Genomic DNA, 24,323 nt, shown 5'->3' with positions numbered 1-24,323 from the left:
GCGTTATGTCCGCCATCACTGGCCACGCTTTCGCCACCCGCGCCATTCATTACGGCTATGATCCTCAGCAGCATCAGGGGGCACTGTGCCCGCCGGTATTTATGAGTTCCACCTTTACCTTTCCCACGGCGGAATATGGCGGTGCTTGTTTTGCTGGCACCGAGCCGGGGTATTTTTATTCGCGTATCGCTAACCCAACGCTGAATCTGCTGGAGCAGCGCATCGCCAACCTCGAAGAAGGGGAAGCGGCGGTGGCGTTCGCTTCTGGCATGGGGGCGATCACCGCCTGTTGCTGGACGTTGCTCAACCCGGGCGACGAGCTGATCGTCGATGAAACGGTGTATGGTTGCACCTTCAGCTATTTTCATCACGGTCTGGCGCGTTTTGGCGTCAAGATAACCCACGTTGATATGACCCGGCCGGAGCGGCTGGCGTCGGCTATTGGTCCGCATACCCGGCTGGTGTATTGCGAAACCCCGGCGAATCCCAATATGCGCTTGATCGATATCGCCGCCGTGGCGAAGATCGCCCATCGGTATCAGGCGTTGCTGCTGGTGGACAACACCTACTGCACGCCCTATCTGCAGCGGCCCCTGACGTTAGGTGCCGATATCGTGGTGCACTCGGCGACCAAGTACCTCGGCGGGCACGGCGATCTGCTGGCCGGAGTAGCGGTGACGAGCGAGGCGCTGGCGCAGGAGATACGGTTGGAGGGGCTGAAGGATATGAACGGAGCGGTGTTGTCGGCACAGGACGCCGCATTGGTGCTGCGTGGGTTGAAGACGCTGCCGCTGCGTATGGATCGTCATTGCGATAACGCGCAGCGCCTGGCAGAGATGTTGGCGGAGCATCCGGCGGTCGAGCGAGTGTATTACCCCGGCCTGGCGAACTTCCCGCAGCATGCGTTGGCGCAGCGGCAAATGGCGCGCCCCGGCGGCATGCTGGCGTTTGAACTGCGGGGCGGCATGGCGGCGGGTATTCGCTTCCTCAATGCGCTGCAGCTCATCTTGCGCGCGGTCAGCCTGGGCGATTGCGAAAGCCTGGCGCAACACCCGGCCAGTATGACTCACTCGGCTTACACGCCGGAAGAGCGGAAGCGGCACCACATCAGCGAGGGGCTGGTGCGGCTGTCCGCCGGGCTGGAGGCATTTGAGGATCTGCAGGGGGATCTACGGCGGGCGTTGGCGCAAGCGCAATAAAAAAACCCGCCGCAGCGGGTTTTATCAGAAGCGAGTGTTACATCTGCTGCGTTGCCGCGCTCACCGGCGAGCCGCCGCCTTTCTTGCGCACCCACAGCCAATAAGCGGCGGTGAGGATAGCGATCCACACCAGCCCGACGTACAGCGCGATGCGGCTCTCTTCGAAGTAGCCGAGCAGGCCGATGACAAATGCCATAAAGGCGGTCGCCAATGCCGGCGCCACCGGCCACCATGGCACCGGGAAGCTCAGCTGACGGGTTTCCTCCGGTGACAGCGTGCGGCGCATGACGATCTGCGACAGCAGGATCATCAGCCACACCCAGACGGTGGCGAAGGTGGCGATCGAGGCAATGATCATGAAGACCTTCTCCGGGATCAGGTAGTTGAGCACCACCGCCAGCAGCAGGGCGACCGACATCACCAACACCGTCATCCACGGCACGCCGCTGGCGGTCAGTTTGGTGAAGCTGCGCGGCGCCTGGCCGTCCTGCGCCATGCCGTACATCATGCGGCCGGCGCCGAAGATGTCGCTGTTGATGGCCGAAATGGCGGCGGTGATCACCACCACATTCAATACGTTGGCGGCGGAGCTGATGCCGAGGTTGCTGAAGATCTCAACGAACGGGCTGCCGTTCTGGCCGATGCTGTTCCACGGGTAAATCGCCATCAGCACCGTCAGCGTCAGCACGTAAAACAGCAGGATGCGCACCGGCACGGCGTTGATCGCCTTCGGCAGCACTTTGGCGGGGTCTTTCGCCTCGCTGGCGGTAATGCCGATGATCTCGATGCCGCCGAAGGCGAACATCACCACCGCCAATGACGCGACCACGCCGCCCATGCCGTTAGGCATAAAGCCGCCGTGCTGCCACAGGTTGCTGATGCCGGTGGCGTGCTGGGTTTGGCCGAAGCCGAACAGCATCACCGCCGCGCCGCCGACGATCATCGCCACGATGGCGGCGACTTTGACCAGCGACAGCCAGAACTCCAGCTCGCCGAATACCTTGACGCTGCACAGGTTGAGCGCGCCGATAAACAGAATGATGCTGAGCACCCAGACCCACTGGGCGACGTCCGGGAACCACAGCCCCATATAGATGCCGAAGGCGGTGACATCCGCCAGGGCGACGATCACCATTTCAAAGGTGTAGGTCCAACCGGTGAGGAACCCGGCCAGCGGGCCGAGATAGTGGCTGGCGTAGTGGCCGAACGAGCCGGAAACCGGCTGGTGCACCGCCATTTCACCCAGCGCGCGCATCACCATGAATACCGCTGCACCGCCCACCAGGTAGGCCAGCAGCACGGCCGGGCCGGCCAGTTGGATGGCGCCGGCGGAGCCGTAGAACAGGCCAGTGCCGATCGCCGAGCCGAGAGCCATGAAACGGATGTGCCGCGCGTTTAGTCCGCGTCTGAGTTGTGTCGTTTCGTTACGCATGTTGCTTCCCGTTAAGTGTTTGCCGAACAGGCACGCGCTGCCCGCGCCGGGTGGAACGCACCCGGCGGGGCAGAACAAACTGCGTGATTCAGTGTGTGATGATTATGCCTGGCTAGGCAGCAGCGCCGCAGGCAGCAGCGATGTCAGGTGACCGGCCGCCAAGAGTTGGCTGGCGGCTTCAATGTCGGGGGCGAAGAAACGATCCTTGTCGTAGAAACTGACATGCTCGCGTAGCAGACGGCGCGCCTGCTCCAGACCTTCCGAGGTCTTCAGGCCGTTGCGGAAATCCAGGCCCTGGCAGGCGGCCAACCATTCGACCGCCAGAATGCCGCGCACGTTGTCCGCCATGCTCCACAGGCGGCGACCGGCGGCCGGCGCCATGGAGACGTGGTCTTCCTGGTTGGCGGAGGTCGGGATGCTGTCGACGCTCGACGGGTGCGCCAGCGCTTTGTTTTCGCTGGCCAGCGCCGCGGCGGTCACCTGGGCGATCATGAAGCCGGAGTTCACGCCGCCGTTTTCCACCAGGAACGGTGGCAGCTGCGACATGTGCTTGTCCATCATCAGCGAGATGCGGCGTTCGGACAGCGAACCGATTTCGGCAAACGCCAGCGCCAGGTTATCGGCGGCCATCGCCACCGGTTCGGCGTGGAAGTTGCCGCCGGACAGCACGTCGCCCTGTTCGGCGAACACCAGCGGGTTATCGGAGACGGCGTTGGCTTCAATTTCCAGCACCTCGGCGGCCTGGCGGATCTGCGTCAGGCAGGCGCCCATCACCTGTGGCTGGCAGCGCAGGGAGTAAGGATCCTGCACTTTTTCACAGTTGCGGTGCGAGTCGGAGACTTCGCTGCGCGCGCCGAGCAGGTGGCGATAGGCGAGGGCGGCGTCGATCTGGCCGCGCTGGCCGCGCACTTCGTGGATACGCGCATCGAACGGGCTGCGAGAGCCCAGCGCCGCTTCCACCGTCAGGCTGCCCGCCACGGTCGCGGCGGCGAACAGATCTTCGGCATCGAACAGGCCGCGCAGCGCGAACGCGGCGGAGACCTGGGTGCCGTTCAGCAGTGCCAGGCCCTCTTTCGCCGCCAGGGTCAGCGGTTTCAGGCCGGCCTTGGCCAGCGCTTCGGTCGCCGGCAGCCATTGGCCCTGATGGCGCGCCTGGCCTTCGCCCAGCAGCACCAGGCTCATGTGCGCCAGCGGCGCCAGGTCGCCGGAGGCGCCGACCGAGCCTTTCAGCGGAATATGTGGATAAACTTCGGCGTTGACCAGCGCGATCAGCGCCTGAATGACTTCCAGACGAATGCCGGAGAAGCCGCGCGACAGGCTGTTAATCTTCAGCACCATGATCAGGCGCACCAGGCTGTCGTCGGTCGGCTCGCCTACGCCGGCGGCGTGTGACAGCACGATCGAGCGCTGCAGGTTTTCCAGATCGTCGCGGGCGATGCGCGTCGAAGCCAGCAGGCCAAATCCGGTGTTGATGCCGTAAGTGGTGCGGTTTTCTTCAACGATGCGTTCCACGCAGGCCACGCTCTGCTGGATTGGCGCGTAGGCGTTGTCGTCCAGCGTCAGCGTTACCGGGTGTTGATAGACGTCGCGTAGCTGGGCCAGCGTCAGTTTGCCCGGGCGAATAGTCAGCGCTTTCATGCTTTTTCTCCTTGGGTCGCGGCAACCATCGGCAGGTTCAGGCCTTGCTCGCGGGCGCAGTCGATAGCGATATCGTAACCGGCGTCGGCGTGACGCATGACCCCGGTAGCCGGGTCATTGTGCAGGACGCGGGCGATGCGCTCGGCGGCCTCGTCGGTGCCGTCGCAGACGATCACCATGCCGGAGTGTTGGGAGAAGCCCATGCCGACGCCGCCGCCGTGGTGCAGGGAAACCCAGGTGGCGCCGCTGGCGGTGTTCAGCAGGGCGTTCAGCAACGGCCAGTCGGAGACCGCGTCGGAGCCGTCTTTCATCGCTTCGGTTTCACGGTTCGGGCTGGACACGGAGCCGGAATCCAGGTGGTCGCGGCCGATGACGATCGGGGCGGACAGTTCGCCGCGGCGCACCATCTCGTTGAACGCCAGGCCCAGCTTGGCGCGCTGGCCGAGGCCAACCCAGCAAATGCGCGCCGGCAGGCCCTGGAAGCTGATGCGCTCGCGCGCCATGTCCAGCCAGCGGTGCAGGTGTTCGTCATCCGGAATCAGCTCTTTCACCATGGCGTCGGTTTTGTAGATGTCCTGCGGATCGCCGGACAGCGCCGCCCAGCGGAACGGCCCGATACCGCGGCAGAACAGCGGACGGATGTAGGCCGGCACGAAGCCCGGGAAGTCGAAGGCGTTGTCGACGCCCACTTCTTTCGCCATCTGGCGAATGTTGTTGCCGTAGTCGAAGGTCGGCACGCCCATCTGCTGGAACGCCAGCATGGCTTTGACGTGATCGGCCATCGACTGCTTGGCGGCGGCGACCACTTTAGCCGGCTCGGTCTGGGCGCGCTGGCGATACTCTTCCCAGCTCCAGCCCTTCGGCAGGTAGCCGTTCAGCGGATCGTGGGCGCTGGTCTGATCGGTGACCATGTCCGGGCGCACGCCGCGGCGAACCAGCTCAGGCAGAATTTCCGCCGCGTTGCCGCACAGGGCGATGGAGATGGCTTTGCCTTCTGAGGTGTATTTTTTGATGCGGGCCAGCGCGTCGTCCAGATCGTTGGCCTGCTCATCGACGTAGCGGGTTTTCAGGCGGAAATCGATACGGCTCTGCTGACATTCGATGTTCAGCGAGCAGGCGCCCGCCAGCGTCGCGGCCAGCGGCTGCGCGCCGCCCATGCCGCCCAGGCCGGCGGTCAGCACCCAGCGGCCTTGCAGGCTGCCGTCGTAATGCTGGCGGCCCGCTTCGACGAAGGTTTCATAGGTGCCCTGAACAATGCCCTGGCTGCCGATGTAGATCCAGCTGCCGGCGGTCATCTGGCCGTACATGGCCAAGCCTTTGGCGTCCAGTTCGTTGAAGTGTTCCCAGGTCGCCCAGTGCGGCACCAGGTTGGAGTTGGCGATCAGCACGCGCGGCGCGTTGCTGTGGGTTTTGAAGACGCCGACCGGCTTGCCGGACTGCACCAGCAGGGTTTCGTCTTCTTCCAGCGTCTTCAGGGTTTCGACGATCTTGTCGTAGCAATCCCAGTCGCGTGCGGCGCGACCGATGCCGCCGTACACCACCAGCTCGTGTGGGTTCTCCGCAACTTCAGGATCGAGGTTGTTCATCAGCATGCGTAACGGCGCTTCGGTCAGCCAGCTTTTTGCGTTTAATTGTGTGCCGCGTGGCGCGCGTACATCGACATTGCGAACTTTGTTATTTGTAGTCACAGCAGTTTCCTCAAACAGTATCGGTGCAGATTCCATGCCGCGGTGGGGATGAGTACCACGGCATAATAATGCGTAGGGCTTATTAACATATACTTGTATGTACAAGCATATGCAACACTGACCAGTTGCCGCTGAAAAGTGGCATAAGAAAAATTTATTTTCTTTTTATATCATGTTGATATGCGATTTTTTATCGCCGGTCTCATGTGCTGGAAGCCGGAGAAAAGTGAGCTGTTCGGCAAAAATGAATTAAAATTGACTCATTTTTGGGCGACTAGTCACAATATTTTTACAGACTGATTACAGTTGGCGGCGAAGGATAAACAAGTCCTATCACCGCAGGAACAAAGCCCGCCGTGGGCGGGCTTGCCAGGCTCAGGCGGCCGGTTGCAGCATCGGTTTGCGGCTCATTTTGCACACCGTGGCGATGGCGGCGATCAGCGCCGGTACGCACAGGAACATCAGGATGCTCTGCACTTCCCACTGCATCGCCAGCAGTTGGGCGCCCATCATGGTGCCGGCGACGCCGCCGAAGCGGCCGATGCCCTGCATCCAGGCGATGCCGGTGGCGCGGCTATGGGTGGGGTAGAAGGTGGCTGCCAGCGTTTGCAGCCCGGACTGCGCGCCGTTCATGGTGACGCCCATCAGGAAGATGAAGGCGCCCAGCAACACGATCTGCTTGTCTTCGGTCGCCATCGCCACGATCAACAGGGCGGTGACGACAAAGCCGCTCGAGACCACCTTGTGCGCATTCCAGCGATCCATCAGCCAGCCGGCCACCAGGATGCCAAGCGTGCCGCCGAAGGTGAACAGCGAGGTGAGCATCGCCGACTGTTCCAGCTGATAGCCCAGCCCCTGCATCAGGATTGGCATCCAGCTCAGCAACACGTAGTAGATCACCAACCCCATGAAGTAGGTCAGCCACAGCATCAGCGTACCGAGCAGGTAAGGGCGGCTGAACAGCAGGCCGACGCTGGTCTTGGCCTGCGTCAGCTTCTCTTCGTACAGATAAAAACGCGTTACGCCGTCGAGGCTCTGGCTGACGAAGCGTTGCGCGATGCGTTTGATCTTCATCGCATCCTGCCCGCGGTTGACCATATATTTGACTGATTCCGGCAGCAGCAGGATCAAGAAGACCGTCAATACCAGCGGCGCAATGGCGCCGAGCAGCAGCACGCTGTGCCAGCCGTAGCTCGGGATCAGCCACGATGAAATGGCGCCGCCGCCGGCCGCGCCCAGCGGAAAGCCGCAGTACATGGTGTTGATCGCCAGCGAACGGCAGCGCTGCGGCGCGTATTCGGAGATCAGCGTGATGGCGTTGGGCATTGCCGCTCCCAGCCCGAGGCCGGTGAGGAAACGCCACAGCGTCAGGCTATTGAGCGAGCCGGCGTAGGCGGTGGCCAGGCTCGACAGGCCGAAGAACAGGCAGGAAAACACCAGCACGCGCTTGCGGCCGATGCGGTCGGAGATCGGCCCGGCGATCAGCGCGCCGAGCGACAGCCCCAGCAGCGCGGCGCTCAGCACCGGCCCCAGATCCTGTTTGACGATGCCCCAGTCTTTGGCGACCGAGGGGGCGATATAGCCCATGGCGGCGGTATCGAAACCGTCGATGGCGAGGATCAGGAATCCGAGAATGATCAGGGTCCAGTGAAACAGCGAAAACTTGCTGTCGTCGATGGCCTGCTGAATGTTCAACTCGCTGGTGGAATGAGTCATGGCACCCTCTAAACGCAGATGTAGTCGTGATGGATGGAACGCGGCCGAAACTGACGCCCGGCTTGTGTTTGCTTGTATATACATCTGCGCGTCGAGGCTTTATGTCAAATATATTTATCTTATGCGTTAAATAAATGTTGTTTTTGCGAAGCAGGTTACACCGTGAATGAAAGATCAGAACCCGTCGAACAAATTAAATAAACGCCATGGGCGGTGAGATATGCTGGTGGCGGCGCGGAGGATAAAATTTAATACAATTTTGGCCGTTTGGTCGCCGGGCCGGAATCTGCGATAATCGCTTTTTACTTTTCCAGATTGAGAAACTGATGCAGTACCCGATCAATGAGATGTTCCAAACCTTGCAGGGCGAAGGCTTTTTCACCGGCGTGCCGGCCATTTTTATCCGCCTGCAGGGCTGCCCGGTAGGGTGCAGTTGGTGCGATACCAAACATACCTGGGAAAAGGAAGCCAATCGGGAAGTCGACCTGCAACGGATCCTGGTCAAAACAGAAGAGAGCGACGCCTGGGGCAATGCCAGCGCCGAGCAGCTGCTGGCGGTGATGCGTCAACAAGGCTACACCGCGCGCCATGTGGTGATCACCGGCGGCGAACCCTGCATCTACGATCTGATGCCGCTGACCGAGCTGTTCGAACAGCATGGTTACGGCTGCCAGATTGAGACCAGCGGTACCCACGACATCCGCTGTTCCGCCAAAACCTGGGTGACGGTTTCGCCCAAGGTGAATATGCGCGGCGGCATGAAGGTGTTGGATCAGGCGCTGCGGCGCGCCGACGAGGTGAAGCATCCGGTGGCGCGCGAGCGCGACATCGAGGCGCTGGACGCGCTGCTGGCGACGCTGCAGGACGACAAGGCACGGATTATTGCGCTGCAGCCGATCAGTCAGAAAGAAGAGGCGACCCGCCTGTGCATCGAAACCTGCATCGCGCGCAACTGGCGGCTGTCGATGCAGACCCACAAGTATCTGAACATCGCCTAAAATCAGGGCGCCTTTGCGGCGCCCTTTCTTTTAACCTTTATATACGCATCCCGCGGTACAGGTCTCTTTCACCATCACCGCAGTCAGTTCCGGCAACTGGGGCTTGAGCTGCTGCCAAATCCAGGCGGCGAGCACTTCGCTGGTGGGATTTTCCAATCCTGGAATATCGTTCAGATAATGGTGATCCAACCGTTCCCAGATCGGGGAAAACACAGCCTTGAGCTCGGCGAAATCCATCACCCAACCGGTGTGGGGGTCCACTTCACCGGTCACTTCCAGACGCACCATAAACGAATGCCCATGCAGGCGGCCGCATTTATGGCCCTCCGGCACGTGCGGCAAACGGTGTGCGGCTTCAAACTGAAAATCTTTAAACAGCGTGGTTGCCATTATTACGGCCTCATTGACTCAAAAACCGCCGCATAGTACCGGAAAGCGCGTCTGCTTGCCATTTATACCGTTATGGTCTAGCGCCGCGGTAACCGCGCCCGGTTAACACTTTTTTTGTTTGGTGTTTGCGGCACCTATCGGCTGGGGTAATGAGCCGAAATGTTGAACGGTGAAAAAACGATAAAAAAAAGCGCTTTAATTTCATCTGGATAAAAAACTTTGTTTAACGGTTTAAGCGTTATCCCTTACCAGAAAAACAGCTTAGTCATTTTGGTTATGATTTATTGCTATCCCTTATTTAATCGTTGCTATTCTGCTCGGTAACCTTACAAACTCTCCTGATCTTTTCCGCACACCCGACGCAGCGAAGAGACAGCGACTGACACTGGCGCGCGCCTGGCAGGAAAGGCGCTAAGTATAGGAAATAAGTACAGCAATGACGACTCAGGCTCCTCCAACATCTTTGCTCCCGCTGACGCCCGAACAGCTGGCGCGCCTGCAGGCGACGATCGGTGACTATTCGCCGACGCAGCTGGCGTGGCTGTCCGGCTATTTTTGGGGCATGGTCAATCAACAGCCCGGAGCCGTGGCCATTGCGCCTGTCGCCCCTGCGGCTGCTGCCGGCATCACCCTCATTTCCGCTTCGCAGACCGGCAATGCGCGCCGCCTGGCGGAGCAGCTGCGCGACGATCTGCTGGCCGCCAATCTGAACGCCACGCTGATCAGCGCCGGCGACTACAAGTTCAAGCAGATAGCTCAAGAGCGCCTGCTGGTGATCGTCGCCTCCACGCAGGGTGAGGGCGAACCGGCGGAAGAAGCGGTGGCGCTGCATAAATTCCTGTTCTCGAAGAAGGCGCCGAAGCTGAATGATACCGCTTTTGCGGTGTTCGGGCTGGGCGATACCTCTTATGAGAATTTCTGCCAGTCTGGTAAGGATTTCGACGGCAAGCTGGCCGAGCTGGGCGCCGAGCGCCTGGTGGAGCGCGTGGATGCCGACGTGGAGTACCAGGAACTGGCCGCCGCCTGGCGTAAACAGGTGGTATCGGTGCTGAAGGCGCGCGCGCCGGCGGAAAGCGCCGCGCCGGGCGTGTTGGCCAGCGGCGCGGTCGATCTGATCGACAGCAGCCCGTACAGCAAGGAACAGCCGCTCACCGCCCAACTGGCGGTCAATCAGAAAATTACCGGCCGCGCGTCGGATAAAGACGTGCGCCATATCGAGATCGATCTGGGCGACTCCGGCCTGCGCTATCAGCCGGGCGATGCGCTCGGCGTCTGGTTCGACAACGATCCGGCGCTGGTGGACGAACTGGTGCAGCTGTTGTGGCTGAAAGGCGACGAGCCGGTCGAGGTGGAAGGGCAAACCCTGCCGCTGGCGCAGGCGCTGCGCAGCCATTTCGAGCTGACGCAGAACACCACGCCTATCGTCGATAAATACGCCGCGCTGTCGCGCGACGAAACGCTGATCGGCTTGTTGGCGGATAAAGCCGCGCTGCAGCGCTATGCGCACAACACGCCGATCGTTGACATGGTGCGTCAGGCGCCGGCGGACCTGAGCGCCGAACAGCTGGTCGGCCTACTGCGCCCGCTGACGCCGCGCCTGTACTCTATCGCCTCTTCGCAGGCGGAGAACGAAAGCGAAGTGCACATCACCGTGGGCGTGGTGCGTTACGATATCGACGGGCGCGCCCGCAGCGGCGGCGCCTCCGGCTTCCTGGCGGATCGCCTGGAGGAGGACGGCGACGTGCGGGTGTTTATCGAACACAACGACAACTTCCGCCTGCCGGCCAATCCGGAAGCGCCGGTGATCATGATCGGCCCGGGCACCGGCATCGCGCCGTTCCGTGCCTTTATGCAGCAGCGCGACGCCGACGGCGCCGGCGGCAAGAACTGGCTGTTCTTCGGCAACCCGCACTTCACCGAAGATTTCCTGTATCAGGTCGAATGGCAGCGCTACGTGAAAGACGGCCTGCTGACCCGCATCGATCTGGCCTGGTCCCGCGACCAGCAACATAAAATATACGTACAAGACAAACTGCGCGAACAGGGCGCGGAAGTGTGGCGCTGGATTCAGGAAGGCGCGCACATTTACGTCTGCGGCGATGCCAATCGCATGGCGAAAGACGTGGAAAACACATTACTGGAACTGGTGGCCGAGCACGGTGGCATGGATACCGAGCAGGCGGATGAATTTTTAAGTGAGCTGCGCCTTGAGCGCCGTTATCAGCGAGATGTTTACTGATGAGTGATAAACACCCCGGGCCTTTGGTAGTCGAAGGCAAACTGGCCGATGCGGAGCGCATGAAGAAGGAGAGCCACTTCCTGCGCGGCACCATCGCCGAAGATTTGAACGACGGCCTGACCGGCGGCTTCAACGGCGACAATTTCCTGCTGATCCGTTTTCACGGCATGTATCAGCAGGATGACCGCGATATTCGCGCCGAACGCGCCGAGCAGAAGCTGGAGCCGCGCCACGCCATGATGCTGCGCTGCCGCCTGCCGGGCGGCATCATCAGCCCGCAGCAGTGGCTGGGCATCGACAAGTTCGCGCAGGAGAGCACGCTGTACGGCAGCATTCGCATCACCAACCGCCAGACGTTCCAGTTTCACGGCATTCTGAAAGGCAACGTCAAACCGGTGCACCAGCTGCTGAACCGTCTGGGGTTGGACGCGCTGGCGACCGCCAACGACGTGAACCGCAACGTGCTGTGCACCTCCAACCCGGTGGAGTCCGAGCTGCATCAGGAAGCCTACGAGTGGGCGAAGAAGATCTCCGAACACCTGCTGCCGCGCACCCGCGCCTACGCCGAGGTGTGGCTGGATCAGGAGAAGGTGGCCACTACCGACGAAGAGCCGATTCTGGGGCCGACCTACCTGCCGCGTAAGTTCAAAACCACGGTGGTGATCCCGCCGCAGAACGACGTCGATCTGCACGCCAATGACATGAACTTCGTGGCGATCGCCGAAAATGGCAAGTTGGTAGGCTTCAACCTGCTGGTGGGCGGCGGGCTGTCCATCGAACACGGCAACAAGAAAACCTATGCGCGCCAGGCCAGCGAGTTCGGCTACATTCCGCTCGAACATACGCTGGCGGTCGCGGAGGCCGTGGTGACCACGCAGCGCGACTGGGGCAACCGCACCGATCGCAAGAACGCCAAAACCAAATACACGCTGGAGCGCGTCGGGGTGGACGTTTTCCGCGCCGAAGTGGAAAAGCGCGCCGGCATCACCTTCGCGCCGATCCGGCCGTATGAATTCACCGGCCGCGGCGATCGCATCGGTTGGGTGAAGGGCATCGACGATCAGTGGCACCTGACGCTGTTTATCGAGAACGGCCGCCTGCTGGACTATCCGGGGCGCCCGCTGAAGACCGGCATGGCGGAGATCGCCAAGATCCATAAAGGCGACTTCCGCCTGACGGCGAACCAAAACGTGATCATCGCCGGCGTGCCGGCAAGCGAGAAGACGAAGATCGAGGCCCTGGCGCGCGATCATGGCCTGATCGACGACGGGATCAGCGAGCAACGCAAGAACTCGATGGCCTGCGTATCGTTCCCGACCTGCCCGCTGGCGATGGCGGAGGCCGAGCGCTTCCTGCCTCAGTTCGTCACCAAGGTGGAAGGGATCATGCATCGGCACGGGGTGGGCGACGAGCATATCGTGCTGCGCATCACCGGCTGCCCGAACGGCTGCGGCCGCGCGCTGCTGGCGGAGCTGGGGCTGGTGGGCAAGGCGGTCGGCCGCTATAACCTGCATTTGGGCGGCAATCGCGAAGGCACGCGCATTCCGCGTATGTATCGCGAGAACATCAACGAAGACGAGATCCTGAGCGAGATCGACCTGTTGGTGGGGCGCTGGGCGAAGGAGCGCAATGCCGGCGAAGGCTTTGGCGACTTCACCGTTCGCGCGGGCATCGTCAAACCGGTGCTGGATCCGGCGCGAGATTTCTGGGAGTGAGGCCGGGCGGCCCCTGGGCAGAGGGGCCGCACAGGTAATTTCAAGTAGCAGGAGAGACAACATGGCTGAATTCGATCTGGCGGCGCTGAACGCGTTGCCCAAATCCGGGCAGGCGCTGGCATTGGCGGTGGTCAACGGCCAACTGGAGACCCTCAGCGCCGAACAGCGCGTTGCATGGGCGCTGGAGCATCTGCCCGGCGAGTTCGTACTCTCGTCCAGTTTCGGCATTCAGGCGGCGGTATGTCTGCACCTGGTGACGCGCATCCGGCCGGATATCCCGGTGATCCTGACCGACACCGGTTACCTGTTCCCGGAAACCTACCGCTTTATCGATCAACTGACCGACCAGCTGAAGCTGAATCTGCAGGTGTTCCGCGCCGAAGAGTCTCCCGCCTGGCAAGAGGCGCGCTATGGCAAACTGTGGGAACAGGGTGTGGAAGGGATTGAAAAGTACAACCAGATCAACAAGGTTGAGCCGATGAACCGCGCGCTGGAGACGCTGGGGGCGCAGAGCTGGTTCGCCGGCCTGCGGCGCGAGCAGTCCGGCAGCCGCGCCAATCTGCCGGTGCTGGCGGTGCAGCGCGGGGTGTTCAAGATCCTGCCGATCATCGACTGGGACAACCGCAAGATTTACCAGTATCTGACCGAGCACGGGCTGAGCTATCACCCGCTGTGGGAGCAGGGCTACCTGTCGGTAGGCGATACCCACACCACCCAGAAGTGGGAGCCGGGCATGAGCGAGGAAGAGACGCGTTTCTTCGGGCTGAAGCGCGAGTGCGGCCTGCACGAAGGCTAAACGAGGCGAATCACACGACAGGGCTCAGCAATGCTGGGCCCTGTTTTTTTGCGGGCTACTTTTTCTTCTGTGCTTTCGGCGGGTGCGCCTGCGCCAGCTCTTTGATCAGCGGCAGCAGGATCTGCACGCTGTCGCGGCTGCGTTTGTCGATCCGCCCCGGCAGGTAGCGATCCAGGTACTGCAGGTTGTCATACTGCGGGCGGTGCCAGGTGATGCCCTGCGGGAAGTGCGGGCTGACGGCGCGCTGCTGGTAGCCGTCCTTGTCGCCCAGCGACCAGTTGGTGGCCTCTACCGACAGCACCGGGATGCCCGCCGCATCGAATACCTCTTGATCGGAGCAGCAGCCGGTGCCCTTCGGATGCTGTGCGCTGCCCGGATTGCTGGCGGCGGCGATGCCGTAGCGATGGGCGATATCCAGCGCGCGATCGCGGGAGCGTTTCGCCATCTGCGGCGGCGTGTTGCGCCCGGCGTTGAAGTACAGGCGATCGCCGGTGATCAGGCTGTCGAGGTTGATCACCAGCACGGTGTTGCTTTTCTCTTCCGCGCTCATGCGTTGCAGGTAGTTCTGTGCGCCCAGCGAGCCGAGCTCTTCGGCGCTGGTGGCGACGAAGCGCAGGCCGTAGGCGGTGGGGATGCTCTTCAGGCGCTCCGCCAGCTCCAGCATCACGCCGATGCCGGAGGCGTTGTCGTCGACGCCCTGCAGCGTCAGGCCGCCGAGGTTGTTATCCAGATCTTCGTCGCTCTGCGGCGTGTAGGTGTCGAAGTGGGCGACGATCACTATCTGTTTCGGACTGTCGCCGTTGCGGGCGGCGATCACCGAGCTGGCGGTGACGTTGTTCCAGTTCTTCTTGCCGTCTTTACTGGTGTAGAGATAGCGCGTGTTGACGCTGCGAATGTCGCTTTGGTAACCCATCTTGGCGAACTGCTGCTTCAGGTAGTCGGCGGTGAGCAATTCGGCCGGGCTGCCCGCCATGCGGCCGGGGAAATAAGTGGCGATGTGGCGGGTCTGTTCGGCGGCGAAACGGCCCATTGGCGCGTCTTTTGCGGGCTGTGCGGCACAAACGCTGAAGACGCCGCCGAGTGCGAGGGCCAGCAGGCTGGTCTTCAGGTAAAAACGGGAAAACATACCGAAAAATCCTTCTTTGCTATCGGCGCTGCCGATCATTTTTCTGCGGCACCCAGTATGAGACGCCGGGCGGCATTACACAATTTCCCCGTCTCTTAATTTTCGCGCTAACGCGCAAACCGTCGCCGCAGTTATCACCGTTTGCCTCTGGCGTTGCGGCCTATATTCCATAAAGGAACTAATCATTCCTTTTCGTCATTTCAGAGGCTAAATCTCAGCCCGTATAGTCACACTATCTTTCTGTTATATGAAAAGGCTGTTGTGGACTATCTACCAATATTCGCCGACCTGAAACAACGCCCGGTGCTGGTCGTTGGCGGCGGTGACGTGGCTGCGCGCAAAGTCGATCTGCTTCAGCGCGCCGGGGCTGAAATACGGATAGTTGCGCAGTCGCTCTCACCGGAACTGGAACAACAACGTCAGCGAGGGCAATTGCTCTGGCTGGGGAAAACCTTTGACCCGCAACAGCTGGACGACGTGTTTCTGGCGATCGCCGCCACGGACGACAACGCGCTGAACGCCGCGGTGTTCGCCGAAGCGGATAAACGCCGGGTGTTGGCCAACGTGGTGGACGACCAGCCGCGCTGCTCGTTCATCTTCCCGTCGATCATCGATCGCTCGCCGCTGGTGGTGGCCGTATCGTCCAGCGGCCAGGCGCCGGTACTGGCGCGATTGCTGCGCGAAAAGCTGGAGGCGTTGCTGCCCGCCAGTTTGGGGCAGATGGCGCAGGTGGCGGGCCGCTGGCGTGGCCAGGTCAAACAGCGGCTGGCCTCGATCGGCGAGCGTCGCCGTTTCTGGGAGAAAGCCTTCGGCGGCCGTTTCGCCACGCTGGTGGCCAACGGCCAAACGGCGCAGGCGGAGCGGCAGCTGGAGCAGGATTTACACCGCTTCGCCGCAGGCGATGAAGGCGCGCAGGGCGAGATCGCCCTGGTGGGCGCCGGGCCGGGCGACGTGGGGCTGTTGACCCTGCGCGGGCTGCAGGTGATGCAGCAGGCGGACGTCGTATTGTATGACCACCTGGTCAGCGGCGAGATCCTCGATCTGGTGCGCCGCGACGCCGAGCGCATCTGCGTGGGCAAGCGCGCCGGCGCGCACTCGGTGATCCAGGAAGAGACCAACCGGCTGTTGGTGGAGCTGGCGCAGCAGGGCAAACGCGTGGTGCGCCTCAAGGGCGGCGATCCGTTCATCTTTGGCCGCGGCGGCGAAGAGCTGCAGGTAGCCGCCGCCGCCGGCATTCCGTTCCAGGTGGTGCCGGGCGTCACGGCCGCGGCGGGGGCGACCGCCTACGCCGGCATTCCGCTGACGCACCGCGATCACGCGCAGAGCGTGACCTTTATCACCGGCCACTGCCGTCCCGACGGCGATGGCCTGGACTGGGCCGATCTGGCCCGGGCGCGGCAGACGCTGGCTATCTACATGGGCACCATGAAGGCGGCGGACATCAGCCAACGCCTGATCGCCCACGGCCGCGCTGCCGATACGCCGGTGGCGGTGATCAGCCGCGGCACGCGCGCCGATCAGCAGGTGCAGATCGGTACGCTGGATCAACTGGAACATCTGGCCCACCGGGCGCCGCTGCCGGCGCTGCTGGTGATTGGCGAAGTGGTGGAACTGCACCATCAAATCGCCTGGTTCGGGCATCAATCGCAGACGGAAGGGGCCGCGCGCCCGGCCGTCGTGAATTTGGCATAAGCAAGGCTTTTAAGGACCTGTTATGGACGAAAAACGACTCACTCATTTGCGGCAATTGGAGGCGGAGAGTATCCATATCATCCGTGAAGTCGCCGCTGAATTCACCAACCCGGTGATGCTGTATTCCATCGGTAAAGACTCTTCCGTGATGCTGCATCTGGCGCGCAAGGCGTTCTTCCCCGGCACGCTGCCGTTCCCGCTGCTGCACGTCGATACCGGCTGGAAGTTCCGCGAAATGTACGAATTCCGCGATCGCACCGCGAAGGAGTACGGTTTCGAGCTGCTGGTGCATAAAAACCCGGAAGGGGTGGCGATGGGCATCAACCCGTTCGTGCACGGCAGCGCCAAGCATACCGACATCATGAAGACCGAGGGCCTGAAGCAGGCGTTGAACAAGTACGGTTTCGACGCCGCCTTCGGCGGTGCGCGGCGCGACGAGGAGAAATCGCGCGCCAAAGAGCGCATCTATTCGTTCCGCGATCGCTTCCACCGCTGGGATCCGAAAAACCAGCGGCCGGAGCTGTGGCACAACTACAACGGCCAGATCAACAAAGGGGAGAGCATCCGCGTCTTCCCACTGTCGAACTGGACCGAGCTGGATATCTGGCAGTACATCTTCCTGGAAAAGATCGACATCGTGCCGCTGTACCTGGCGAAACCGCGCCCGGTGGTGGAGCGCGACGGCATGCTGATGATGGTGGACGACGATCGCATCGATCTGCAGCCGGGTGAAGTGATCAGCCAGCGCATGGTGCGTTTCCGCACCCTGGGGTGCTGGCCGCTGACCGGCGCGGTGGATTCGCAGGCGCAAACCCTGCCGGAGATCATTGAAGAGATGCTGGTCTCCACCACCAGCGAACGCCAGGGGCGGATGATCGACCGCGATCAGTCCGGCTCGATGGAGCTGAAAAAGCGTCAAGGGTATTTCTAAGGAGCCGCCGGATGAACAACGCAATTGCACAACAAATCGCTGACCAGGGCGGCGTCGAATCTTACCTGCACGCGCAGCAGCACAAGAGCCTGCTGCGCTTTCTGACCTGCGGCAGCGTCGATGACGGCAAAAGCACCCTGATCGGCCGCTTGCTGCACGATACCCGCCAGATCTACGAGGATCAGCTGTCGACGCTGCACAGCGACAGCAAACGCATCGGCACCCAGGGCGAGAAGCTCGATCTGGCGCTGCTGGTGGACGGCCTGCAGGCCGAGCGCGAGCAGGGCATCACTATCGACGTGGCCTATCGCTATTTCTCGACCGAAAAACGCAAATTTATCATCGCCGATACCCCGGGACACGAGCAGTACACCCGCAACATGGCCACCGGCGCCTCCACCTGCGATCTGGCGATCCTGTTGATCGACGCGCGCAAAGGGGTGCTGGATCAGACCCGCCGCCACAGTTTTATCGCGACCCTGCTGGGCATTCGCCATCTGGTGGTGGCGGTGAACAAAATGGATCTGGTGGACTACCAGGAAGCGGTGTTCGAGCAGTTCAAACAGGATTACCTGACCTTTGCCCAGCAGCTGCCAGGCGATCTGGATATCAAATTCGTGCCGCTGTCGGCGCTGGACGGCGACAACGTGGCGAGCGAAAGCGCCCATATGCCGTGGTACAGCGGCCCGACGCTGCTGGAAGTGCTGGAGAGCGTGGACGTGGTCAGCGAGCGTGAAAACCAGCCGCTGCGCTTCCCGGTGCAGTACGTCAACCGCCCGAACCTCGATTTTCGCGGCTATGCCGGCACGCTGTCGGCCGGCGTGGTGCGGGTGGGGCAACGGGTCAAGGTGCTGCCTTCCGGCGTGGAATCCAGCGTGGCGCGCATCGTGACCTTCGACGGCGATCTGCAAGAGGCGGTGCCGGGCGAGGCGATTACGCTGGTGCTGAAGGATGAGGTGGACATCAGCCGCGGCGATCTGCTGGTCGACGCCGGCGAAAGCCTGCAGGCGGCGCAGAGCGCGCTGGTGGACGTGGTATGGATGGCGGAGCAGCCGCTGGTGCCGGGCCAGAGTTACGACATCAAGATCGCCGGTAAAAAGACCCGCGCACGCGTGGAGAACATTTGTCATCAGGTGGAGATCAATACGCTGGCGCAACACCCGGCAGACACGTTGCCGCTTAACGGCATCGGGTTGGTGGAGCTGACGTTCGACGAGCCGCTGATGCTGGACAGCTATCAGAGCAATCACGACACCGGCGGGCTGATCTTCATCGATCGCATGAGCAACGTCACGGTCGGTGCCGGTCTGGTGCGTGAAGCGCTGCAGACCGCCTCGACGGCGCGCGGCGAGTTCAGCGCCTTCGAGCTGGAGCTGAATGCGCTGGTGCGCAAGCACTTCCCGCACTGGGGCGTGCGCGATCTGCTCGGTGGCCGATAAGGTGGCCGCTGAACTGAGGGCGACCGGGCCGGACGATGAGAACGTGGTTTGGCATCCGCACGCCGTGACGCGCGCGGATCGCGAAGCGCGCAACGGCCACCGCGGCGTGGTGCTGTGGTTTACCGGGCTGTCCGGCTCGGGCAAATCCACCGTCGCCGGCGCGCTGGAGCAGGCACTGCACGGGCTCGGCGTCAGCACCTATCTGCTGGACGGCGATAACGTGCGCCACGGCCTGTGCCGCGATCTCGGCTTCTCCGACGAAGATCGCCGCGAAAACATCCGCCGGGTGGGGGAAGTGGCCAAACTGATGGTGGACGCCGGGCTGGTGGTGCTGACCGCGTTCATTTCGCCGCACCGCGCCGAGCGGCAGATGGTGCGCGAGATGCTCGGCGACGATCGCTTTATCGAGGTGTTCGTCGACACGCCGTTGGCGATCTGCGAGGCGCGCGATCCGAAGGGATTGTATAAAAAAGCGCGCGCCGGCGAGCTGCGCAATTTCACCGGCATCGACGCGGTTTACGAGGCGCCGCAGCGGCCTGAAATCCACCTCGATGGCCAACAATTGGTAACAAATTTGATTGCGCAATTGTTAGACGTGTTGCGTGGTCAGGCTATTATCAAACCCTGAATTCAAAAAAAGCGTGTGGCGTTTTTCGCCATGCGCTTTTTACTCTAAGCCGCCGCAGAGCGAGCCGAATAACCAGGGATCACTATGCAAAATGTCACGCCTATCTTGATCGACTCCAAGCAGTCAAAACAGGAGAGAGAGGAGCCTTCTTATTCTTTCCTGGGCGGCGTCAGCGGCTTTGTTTTCTACTGGCTGGCGTTCGCGTTGCCGTTCCTGGTTTACGGTTCCAACACGCTGTTTTTCCTGCTCTATACCTGGCCGTTCTTCCTGGCGCTGATGCCGCTGTCGGTGCTGATCGGCATCACCCTCAGCACGCTGTTGCGCGGCCGTCTGATCCTGACGCTGCTGCTGACTGGCACCATCGTGCTGTGCCTGTTCTGGCTGGTGTTCAGCTTCTTAACCGGGTGGTGAGAGAGCGGGCGCCGATGCCGGCGCCCGAAGGATTGCAAAGCGGTGCCGAAGGTTACAAAACTTTGCTCAGAAACGCCTGTGTGCGCGGATTGGCCGGATGGCTGAAGATCTGCTGCGGCGCACCTTCCTCCTGAATGATCCCCTGATCGATAAACAGCACCCGATCGGCCACCTCGCGGGCAAAGCCCATCTCATGCGTGACTACCACCATGGTCATGCCCTCGTGTGCCAGCGATTTCATCACCGCCAACACTTCGCCCACCAGCTCCGGATCGAGCGCGGAGGTCGGTTCGTCGAACAGCATGATCTTCGGCTCCATCGCCAGCGCGCGGGCGATGGCCACCCGCTGCTGCTGGCCGCCGGACAGGCTGTTGGGGTAGGCGTCTATCTTGTCGAGCAGCCCGACCTTGTGCAGCAGCTGCTCGGCTTGTGCGATGGCTTCGGCGCGCGGCTGCTTCTTCACGCTCACCGGCGCCATGATGATGTTTTCCAACACCGTCATGTGCGGGAACAGGTTGAAGCGCTGGAACACCATCCCCACGCTTTCACGCATCTTGTTCAGGTCGGTTTTCTGATCGTGGACGGCGAAGCCGTTGACCTCGATCTCGCCGCCGGAGAGTGTTTCCAGCGCGTTGATGCAGCGCAGGAAGGTGCTTTTGCCCGAGCCGGATGGGCCGATGACGCACACCACTTCGTTGGCGGCGATCCGGCAGGAAATGCCGCGCAGCACGTGGCTCTCGCCGAACTGTTTTTGCAGGTTATGTACGCGAATCACTTTTACCGAACCTCTTTTCCATGTGTTGCACCAGCAGTGAGAGCAGGAAGGTGATGACCCAATAGACCAGCGAAATGGTCAGATAGGGCTCCCAGTAGGTGGCGTAGGCGCCGGAGACGGTACGGGCGGCATAGGCCAGATCCGCCAGGCCGATGGCGGAGGCCAGCGACGAATCCTTGACGATGGCGATGGCGTTGTTGCCCAGCGGCGGCAGCATGCGGCGGAAGGCCTGCGGCAGGATCACCTGGCGCATGGTCTTGCCGTAGCTCATGCCCAGCGAGCGCGAGGCCTCCATCTGGCCGCGGTCAATCGACTGGATCCCGGCGCGGAAGATCTCCGACACATAGGCGCCGGCGTTGAGCGTGATCGCCACCACGCAGGAAAGAAAGGCACCGTAATCGGCGCGCAGCGCACGGGCGAAATCGACGCTCATCAGGCCGCTGGTGACCAGCAGGCCGTCACGCGGGTTGATGAACAGCGGCACCAGCGCGAAGTGCACCACCATGATTTGTACGAACAGCGGCGTGCCGCGAAAGGCGCTGATGTAGATGCGTACCGGCCACTGAACGCCGTAATGCAGGATGGGTTTCCAGATGCCGTGCGGCGCCTGCGCCAAACGCCCCAGCCCGAGGATCAAGCCCCAGGTGGTGCCGAGCAGTACGCAGATAATGGTGCATTTGATGGTCATCCAGGCGCCTTCCATAAACAGCGGCGCGTATTCCTGGATGATCTCCCAGCGGAAGTTCAAAGGGTATTCCTTCTTGGTGTGCTGAAACGGTGGCGCGCCGACGGCCTGGCGGGCGCCGGCGACAGAGTGTTATTCCGCCGGCAGCGTCGGCACGTTGCTGTCGAACCAGGTTTGGTAGATCTTGGCGTAGGTGCCGTCGGCGACGATCTTCTTCAGGCCGGCGTTGATCTTGTTACGCAGTTCGTCGTTGCCTTTGGCGACGGCGATGCCGAAATACTGGCGCTCAAACTTGGCGTCGGGCACCAGTTTGAAGGCTTTCTCCGGATGGGTCTTGATATAGAACTTGGCCACGCCAACGTCGCCGACCGCCGCGCCGATGCCGTCTTCATACAGCTCCTGCAGCATCAGCGGGGTATTATCGAAGCGCTTGATGGCGGTGCTGTTTTTGCCCAGCACGTCGGACACCACGATATCGCCGGTGCTGGAGTTCACCACGCCGACCTTCAGCGTTTTCAGCGCGGCGATGGAGTCTACCGTCGAGTCTTTCGGCACCACGATGGCCTGCTCGGCCGGGAAGTATGGCGCCGAGAAATCAACCATTTGTTTGCGTTTGTCGGTGATGGTGATGCCGGAAATGATGATGTCGCGATCGCCGGAATTCAAGGTGGCGAAGATCCCCTCCCACGGCGTATTGATCAGTTTGATTTGGAAACCTTCGGCCTTGGCTACCGCTTTGATGATGTCGATGTCGAAACCTTCCAGCTGCTTTTGGCTATTTTCAAACTCGAACGGCCGATAGGTGCCGCCGGAGCCGACGACGTAGGTAGTTTCAGCCGCCAACGCGACGGTGGAGAAGGTGGCGGCCAGGCAGGCGCCGATCAGAACTAAACGTTTTAACATCGCGATCCCCGATAATGAAAGGTTATATATTGGAATTATTTATGCACTATGAGTGCATAAAAATAAGCTTCAATGAATGAAAGTACAACCCCTGTATAAGGATTATTCTTTCTATGGTGTTAAATATTCACTTTTTTCGTTGCTGTGGCGTAAGCGATGGGTCAGGAGGCGGCTGTGCAGTGGTTCTTGCTGCATAATGGGTGAAGGGCAGGGTATGCTTCATTGCAAAACGCGTCGCGCGCATCGGGCAAAAGGGGCTTTTTTTGCCGCTTTCGCCGTGGAATTAGTCGATAAACTCGGGAATCCTTCATCCGTATTCTGAATTTGGCGTTGAAATGCCGCTCTCAGTGTGGAGTCCAACGAGAAGTTGTGGGATGATTGGTCGGTTTTTCAGGGGGCGGAGATGGGAAAACTTACGCTGCTATTGCTGGCATTGCTCGGTTGGTTACAGTATTCACTGTGGCTGGGCAAAAATGGTATTCACGATTACGTGCGAGTCAATGAAGACGTTGCGGTCCAGCAGGGCAGCAACGCCAAGTTGAAAGCGCGTAACGATCAGCTGTTTGCCGAAATCGATGATTTGAACGGCGGTCAGGAAGCGATCGAAGAGCGAGCGCGTAATGAGCTGGGCATGATCAAGCCCGGTGAGACTTTCTATCGTCTGGTTCCTGACCAATCCAGACGCAACGCGGCGTCTTCCTCGCAAAATAACGCACAAAAATAACGCATGAATCACTCCGCAGGCACCTTTCCCTCGGTGATTGCCGTCCTGCCCGCTGCCGGTATCGGCAGCCGCATGCAGGCGGAATGCCCGAAGCAATATTTAACCATCGGCCGGCACAGCATCGTCGAGCACGCCATCCACGCCCTGTTGCGTCATCCGCGCATTGAGCGGGTGATCGTGGCGATCGGCCCCGAAGATCGCCAGTTCGAACAGTTGCCGATCGCCCAGGATCCGCGGGTGATCGTCACTGAGGGCGGCAAACAGCGCGCCGATTCGGTGATGGCCGGGCTGAAGCTGGCGGGCGATGCGGACTGGGTACTGGTGCACGACGCCGCGCGCCCCTGCCTGCACGCCGACGATCTCGAGCGCCTGCTGGCGATCACCGCACACAGCAAGGTCGGCGGCATTCTCGCCGCCCCGGTGCGCGACACCATGAAGCGCGCCGAACCCGGCCGCGAAACCATCGCCCACACCGTCGAACGGCAGGATCTGTGGCATGCGCTGACGCCGCAGCTGTTTCCGCTGCCGCTGCTCAAGCAGTGCCTGCAGCGCGCGCTGGATGAAGGCGCGAACGTCACCGACGAAGCCTCGGCGCTGGAGCATTGCGGCTATCATCCGCTGCTGGTCGCCGGCCGGGCGGACAACATTAAAGTAACGCGGCCGGAGGATTTGGCGCTGGCGGCGTTCTATTTGACTCAGTTGGACAATTAAGGAGCGCATCATGCGTATCGGTCACGGTTTTGACGTACATAAATTCGGCGGCGAAGGCCCGTTAGTGATCGGCGGTGTTCGCATCCCTTACGACAAAGGTTTGTTGGCCCACTCCGACGGTGACGTTGCGCTGCACGCCGCGACTGACGCCCTGCTGGGCGCGGCGGCGCTGGGTGATATCGGCAAGCTGTTCCCCGATACCGATCCGGCCTTCAAGGGCGCCGACAGCCGCGAGCTGCTGCGCGAAGCCTGGAAACGCATCCGCGCCAAGGGATACCGCCTCGGCAACCTCGATATCACCATTATCGCTCAGGCACCGAAAATGGCGCCGCATATCCCGCAGATGCGTGTCTTCCTGGCGGAAGATCTGCAGTGCCATATGGATGACGTCAATGTAAAGGCTACCACCACCGAGCAGCTCGGTTTCACCGGGCGCGGCGAGGGCATCGCCTGCGAAGCGGTCGCCTTGCTGATCAAGGAATAATTG

At 61.4% G+C, this 24,323-nt stretch carries 22 protein-coding genes; 13 read left to right on the top strand and 9 right to left on the bottom strand.

Translation table 11 applies throughout. The features are described 5' to 3' along the window. Positions 1-5 precede the first annotated feature (5 nt). On the top strand, positions 6-1,199 hold the full coding sequence (locus ACYF6X_RS16620; RefSeq protein WP_130018499.1) for a methionine gamma-lyase: 1,194 nt from the start codon (positions 6-8) through the stop codon (positions 1,197-1,199). Between the two features lie 37 nt (positions 1,200-1,236). Here ACYF6X_RS16620 and ACYF6X_RS16615 read toward each other — a convergent pair whose 3' ends face one another. The 4 genes from ACYF6X_RS16615 to ACYF6X_RS16600 form a co-directional block, all read right to left on the bottom strand. After that, positions 1,237-2,631: an amino acid permease gene (locus tag ACYF6X_RS16615; protein WP_130018500.1), complete on the bottom strand. Its 1,395-nt coding sequence runs from the start codon at positions 2,629-2,631 to the stop codon at positions 1,237-1,239. A gap of 102 nt (positions 2,632-2,733) precedes the next feature. Continuing rightward, entirely contained in the window at positions 2,734-4,269 is a 1,536-nt protein-coding gene (gene hutH / locus ACYF6X_RS16610; protein ID WP_063991383.1) for a histidine ammonia-lyase, read from the bottom strand. Next, positions 4,266-5,957, bottom strand: a complete 1,692-nt coding sequence (gene hutU, locus ACYF6X_RS16605; RefSeq protein ID WP_063991382.1) for a urocanate hydratase — start codon at positions 5,955-5,957, stop codon at positions 4,266-4,268. Before hutU ends, hutH begins: the two co-directional genes overlap by 4 nt. Before the next feature lie 375 nt (positions 5,958-6,332). Then, positions 6,333-7,673 carry an MFS transporter gene (locus tag ACYF6X_RS16600; RefSeq protein WP_130018501.1) on the bottom strand — a complete coding sequence of 447 codons (1,341 nt, stop codon included), beginning with the start codon at positions 7,671-7,673 and terminating at the stop codon, positions 6,333-6,335. Positions 7,674-7,999: 326 nt separating this feature from the next. Here ACYF6X_RS16600 and queE point away from each other — a divergent pair, with 326 nt between their 5' ends. Then, positions 8,000-8,671, top strand: coding sequence for a 7-carboxy-7-deazaguanine synthase QueE (gene queE / locus ACYF6X_RS16595; protein WP_063991380.1), 672 nt, complete (start codon positions 8,000-8,002; stop codon positions 8,669-8,671). A 30-nt stretch (positions 8,672-8,701) separates the two neighbouring features. Here the strand turns inward: queE and queD are convergent, their stop codons facing one another. After that, a complete protein-coding gene (gene queD / locus ACYF6X_RS16590; RefSeq protein ID WP_004932638.1) occupies positions 8,702-9,061 on the bottom strand; it encodes a 6-carboxytetrahydropterin synthase QueD in 360 nt (119 codons plus the stop codon). A 436-nt stretch (positions 9,062-9,497) separates the two neighbouring features. Here queD and cysJ point away from each other — a divergent pair, with 436 nt between their 5' ends. The 3 genes from cysJ (at position 9,498) to cysH (ending at position 13,811) form a co-directional block, all read left to right on the top strand. Then, on the top strand, positions 9,498-11,300 hold the full coding sequence (gene cysJ / locus ACYF6X_RS16585; protein ID WP_130018502.1) for an NADPH-dependent assimilatory sulfite reductase flavoprotein subunit: 1,803 nt from the start codon (positions 9,498-9,500) through the stop codon (positions 11,298-11,300). After that, on the top strand, positions 11,300-13,015 hold the full coding sequence (gene cysI / locus ACYF6X_RS16580; RefSeq protein WP_063991378.1) for an assimilatory sulfite reductase (NADPH) hemoprotein subunit: 1,716 nt from the start codon (positions 11,300-11,302) through the stop codon (positions 13,013-13,015). The genes cysJ and cysI overlap by 1 nt, the downstream gene beginning before the upstream one ends. 61 nt (positions 13,016-13,076) lie before the next feature. Next, positions 13,077-13,811 (top strand): phosphoadenosine phosphosulfate reductase, encoded by a 735-nt coding sequence (gene cysH / locus ACYF6X_RS16575; protein ID WP_130018503.1) that lies wholly within the window; start codon positions 13,077-13,079, stop codon positions 13,809-13,811. A 55-nt stretch (positions 13,812-13,866) separates the two neighbouring features. Here cysH and ACYF6X_RS16570 read toward each other — a convergent pair whose 3' ends face one another. Continuing rightward, positions 13,867-14,937, bottom strand: coding sequence for an aminopeptidase (locus ACYF6X_RS16570; protein WP_060422571.1), 1,071 nt, complete (start codon positions 14,935-14,937; stop codon positions 13,867-13,869). A gap of 261 nt (positions 14,938-15,198) precedes the next feature. On the opposite strand from ACYF6X_RS16570, the gene cysG reads away from it, so the two are divergent. The 5 genes from cysG (at position 15,199) to ACYF6X_RS16545 (ending at position 20,038) form a co-directional block, all read left to right on the top strand. After that, the gene (gene cysG / locus ACYF6X_RS16565) at positions 15,199-16,629 is read left to right on the top strand and encodes a siroheme synthase CysG (RefSeq protein ID WP_130018504.1); all 1,431 of its coding nucleotides are present in this window, start codon (positions 15,199-15,201) and stop codon (positions 16,627-16,629) included. A 22-nt stretch (positions 16,630-16,651) separates the two neighbouring features. Next, positions 16,652-17,560, top strand: a complete 909-nt coding sequence (cysD, locus tag ACYF6X_RS16560; RefSeq protein ID WP_063991376.1) for a sulfate adenylyltransferase subunit CysD — start codon at positions 16,652-16,654, stop codon at positions 17,558-17,560. An 11-nt stretch (positions 17,561-17,571) separates the two neighbouring features. Then, positions 17,572-18,999 (top strand): sulfate adenylyltransferase subunit CysN, encoded by a 1,428-nt coding sequence (gene cysN / locus ACYF6X_RS16555; RefSeq protein ID WP_130018505.1) that lies wholly within the window; start codon positions 17,572-17,574, stop codon positions 18,997-18,999. After that, positions 18,938-19,627, top strand: coding sequence for an adenylyl-sulfate kinase (gene cysC / locus ACYF6X_RS16550; RefSeq protein WP_130018506.1), 690 nt, complete (start codon positions 18,938-18,940; stop codon positions 19,625-19,627). The genes cysN and cysC overlap by 62 nt, the downstream gene beginning before the upstream one ends. A gap of 84 nt (positions 19,628-19,711) precedes the next feature. Further along, positions 19,712-20,038, top strand: coding sequence for a DUF3561 family protein (locus tag ACYF6X_RS16545; protein ID WP_130018507.1), 327 nt, complete (start codon positions 19,712-19,714; stop codon positions 20,036-20,038). Between the two features lie 52 nt (positions 20,039-20,090). Here the strand turns inward: ACYF6X_RS16545 and ACYF6X_RS16540 are convergent, their stop codons facing one another. The 3 genes from ACYF6X_RS16540 to ACYF6X_RS16530 all read right to left on the bottom strand — a co-directional run bounded on the left by ACYF6X_RS16540 (position 20,091) and on the right by ACYF6X_RS16530 (position 22,401). Further along, a complete protein-coding gene (locus tag ACYF6X_RS16540; RefSeq protein ID WP_060445929.1) occupies positions 20,091-20,813 on the bottom strand; it encodes an amino acid ABC transporter ATP-binding protein in 723 nt (240 codons plus the stop codon). After that, positions 20,797-21,516: an amino acid ABC transporter permease gene (locus ACYF6X_RS16535; RefSeq protein ID WP_042706788.1), complete on the bottom strand. Its 720-nt coding sequence runs from the start codon at positions 21,514-21,516 to the stop codon at positions 20,797-20,799. Before ACYF6X_RS16535 ends, ACYF6X_RS16540 begins: the two co-directional genes overlap by 17 nt. A gap of 114 nt (positions 21,517-21,630) precedes the next feature. Further along, on the bottom strand, positions 21,631-22,401 hold the full coding sequence (locus ACYF6X_RS16530; protein WP_107226777.1) for a basic amino acid ABC transporter substrate-binding protein: 771 nt from the start codon (positions 22,399-22,401) through the stop codon (positions 21,631-21,633). A gap of 403 nt (positions 22,402-22,804) precedes the next feature. Here ACYF6X_RS16530 and ftsB point away from each other — a divergent pair, with 403 nt between their 5' ends. Genes ftsB through ispF form a run of 3 tightly spaced genes read left to right on the top strand, consistent with a single transcriptional unit; the run spans position 22,805 to position 24,320 of the window. Next, a complete protein-coding gene (gene ftsB, locus ACYF6X_RS16525; protein WP_021505314.1) occupies positions 22,805-23,125 on the top strand; it encodes a cell division protein FtsB in 321 nt (106 codons plus the stop codon). Between the two features lie 3 nt (positions 23,126-23,128). Continuing rightward, the gene (gene ispD, locus ACYF6X_RS16520) at positions 23,129-23,836 is read left to right on the top strand and encodes a 2-C-methyl-D-erythritol 4-phosphate cytidylyltransferase (RefSeq protein ID WP_130018508.1); all 708 of its coding nucleotides are present in this window, start codon (positions 23,129-23,131) and stop codon (positions 23,834-23,836) included. Between the two features lie 10 nt (positions 23,837-23,846). After that, positions 23,847-24,320: a 2-C-methyl-D-erythritol 2,4-cyclodiphosphate synthase gene (gene ispF / locus ACYF6X_RS16515; RefSeq protein WP_004932594.1), complete on the top strand. Its 474-nt coding sequence runs from the start codon at positions 23,847-23,849 to the stop codon at positions 24,318-24,320. The last annotated feature ends 3 nt before the right edge of the window (positions 24,321-24,323 follow it).

This window comes from Serratia sp. ID 25-353 (assembly GCF_054792795.1).
This window is presented reverse-complemented; position numbering and strand designations above follow the sequence as displayed.